The organism is Flavobacterium caeni (genome assembly GCF_900101895.1).
GTDB lineage: Bacteria > Bacteroidota > Bacteroidia > Flavobacteriales > Flavobacteriaceae > Flavobacterium > Flavobacterium caeni.
On record NZ_FMVF01000049.1, the window covers coordinates 1 to 2,990 of the forward strand.

Annotated in this window: 1 protein-coding gene; it reads left to right on the plus strand. The window is 32.8% G+C overall.

Features of this window, described 5'->3' with window-relative positions; translation table 11 throughout:
• The first annotated feature begins 39 nt into the window (after window positions 1-39).
• Window positions 40-2,946 carry an Eco57I restriction-modification methylase domain-containing protein gene (locus BLP55_RS16355; RefSeq protein WP_139149801.1) on the plus strand — a complete coding sequence of 969 codons (2,907 nt, stop codon included), beginning with the start codon at window positions 40-42 and terminating at the stop codon, window positions 2,944-2,946.
• Window positions 2,947-2,990: the final 44 nt, after the last annotated feature.

Consider the following 2,990-nt stretch of genomic DNA (forward strand, 5'->3'; position numbering starts at 1 on the left):
AAACTCAGAATCTTATTTAATATACTGAATTTCGGTATTATGCACACCTTTTTTACTGTGTTTTATTGCTTAAATCAAACCGCACAACGGGTTAATATATTTTCTTTAATAAATCTTACTTTAGGAAAAACATGGAAGTCACTTTATGATAAGCATTACAAAAATGTTCCAAAGGTTGATAGGTATCTTTTAAACAATATAATTGATGCACGCAGGATTTTAATTGCAAATGACGGACTCCAGCTCCCTCCAAAAATTGCAAATAGGTTAATTGGCAGATTACTTTTTATCAGATACTTGATAGATAGACGTGTTGAGTTTACTGGTCAACAGTTTTTGCAAGGAGATGAGAAAATTAGCAGACAGATTAGTCTCAATGAGATGATAAAATCCAAAGAAAAACTTTACAGTTTCTTTGGATATTTAAACTCGAAGTTTAGTGGGGATTTATTTCCATTAACTGAAGAATTGGTTGATAGCGAGACGGGCGAAATTTTTATTCACCATGAGCAGGAAAGTGTAAAAGATGAACACCTGGTAGTATTGTATGATTTATTTTCTGGTTCGTCTTTCTTTAAATCTGGATCAACTTACAAAGGTTATTTCGTTCAAAAATCATTGTTTATGGTTTATGATTTTGAAATCATTCCTGTGGAATTGATCAGTAATATATATGAAAACTTTATAGGTAAGGAAGATGAGAATCAGAATGTACTTTTAGAGAATTTTTACTCAACAACGAAGCAATTCGAGATTAAGGCATACTACACGCCGCCATTTATCGTAGATTATATCCTTTCCCAAACCGTAAGCCCGTATTTAGAAAATTCGCGCTCTTCTGACTGTAAAGTCCTAGATCCATCATGTGGGTCTGGAATTTTTTTAGTGGAAACGCTACGAAAAATCATTGAGAAAGAACTAAAGGTTATGGCTCCTGTAGAGAAGCTTAGTAATGATAGATTGTGGGAATTAGTTAAAAACAATATTTTTGGGATTGATATCGATGAAGATGCAATTGAAATCACCATTTTTTCATTATACATAACACTTTTAGATTACAAATCGCCAAAAGAAATTGAAGATTTTACATTTGAAAAACTTAAACACATAAATCTTTTTGGAGGGAGCGAATATGACTTTTTTAACCGCACTGCCATTTTTAACGAAAAATTTTCAACTGATACAAGGCTGGATTTTATAATCGGAAACCCGCCTTGGGGCGAAGTAAAAATGTCTTGCTATGAAAAATACATTTCTGACCGTAAAGTTCGGCAACTTGAAATTGGCGAACAGTCGATTGTAAACGTGATCCATCCTGAACTGCCTTTGGCAATTGGAAACAAGGAGATATCACAAGCATTTTTGATTCGGGTAAGTGAATTTGCAATTAATCCAAATTTAAAAATTGCATTAGTTGTAACTGGTAAAAGCCTTTACAATTCTTCCGTTCCAGCAAAAAAATGGCGTGAGTATTTTTTAAGCAATTTTATTTTAACTCAAGTCTTGGAATTATCAGGGGTGAATAATAAAATTGTCGGTGGTAGTCAAATATTTGAAGGAGCTAAAATGGCGCCGGCAATATTCTTTTACAGCATCGCAAGAACTGATGCCGAAATTATTTCCAATGTCGTTACACACATAACAGTCAAGCCAAATAGATTTTTCAATTACTTTAGAACTATTGTCATTGAAAAACATGACGTTAAGAAAATATTACAAAAGAATTTCATTCCTCGTCTAAATGGTCACGATTGGCTTTGGAAAGTAATGCTACATGGAAATGTGTTAGATTTCTATTTTATGCTTAGGTTGAAATCTTATCGCTCAATTAAAACTTTAATGAGTGAATATAATTTGGACTATAAAGGCGGTTTAAAAATTAAGGATGGAACAAATAAGAATAGTACCGAAGAAATCCGAAATTTTCCATTTCTAAATGTCGAATCTAAAAAGGAATTTCAACCCTATCATGCAGCCCCTTCCCAAACATGGGATGTTACTGTTCAGGAAATTAGGACTAAAAATCAAAATCGATCGACTGAACGAAATTTAATTGATGCTGAAGGGAATGTTGGGTATTTGCCCGACATTCACTATTTCACTGGCGAAAAATTACTTGTAAAAAAAGGTTTGCTTGAAGATTTCAAAGCTGTAGCTGCATACAGTAATAAAAACATTGCATTTACATCAACCGTCTGTTCAATTAAAACTCAGGTTGGATTTTCCCAGCATCAAAATACTTCTTTAGCTTTAAAAAGCATCGCTGGTATAGTAAATTCAAAATTCTTTACATACTACTTATTGCAAACAAGTTCGTCAGCAGGTATCGATAGAACGCGAGCGGATTTTCAAGAAATATTTTCTGCTCCAGCAATTGAAGATCAATCACTTGCAGAAATAGTAATGGACTTGCAAAAAAAATATAGTGAACTAAGCGAATTGTTTTTGCAAGATCACAACTACAATGAAAAAGTGCAACAAATTAATAGATTAGAAAGCGAAGTAAATCTAATGGTTTATGATGCTTTTAATCTAACCGACATCGAAAAATCATTAATTAATTATGCGACCGAAATATCATTGCCGATTTTAAAAAGGTATGAAGAAACGGGGTATGGAAATAATAATATCTTCCGGGCATTATCAACGCAAAATGAAATTGATACTGCAAATCTTTCCAATTATGCAAATGTATTTATAAATCATTTTAAGCACCGTTTTAACTCTAATGAACAGTTCTTTTATGTAAATATTTACATCGCGGAAGATTTTGTAGGGTTTCAGTTCGTTGTAGACGTTATGCCTGCAAATAAGCAAACCATTTTCTTCAAAAACACTGAGGATTCAAAACTTTTTGATGCGATCGGTAATTTAGGAATACATAATGTGACACGTGATTTATACATCCAACAGGATGTTAGAGGTTTTAGTAAAAACACATTTTAACCCGTTGTGCGGTTTGATTTAAGCAATAAAACACAGTAAAAAAG

Bases quoted from the DNA above. Each gene is read 5' to 3' on its own strand.
- BLP55_RS16355 (WP_139149801.1), top strand. From the start codon at position 40: ATGCACACCTTTTTTACTGTGTTTTATTGCTTAAATCAAACCGCACAA.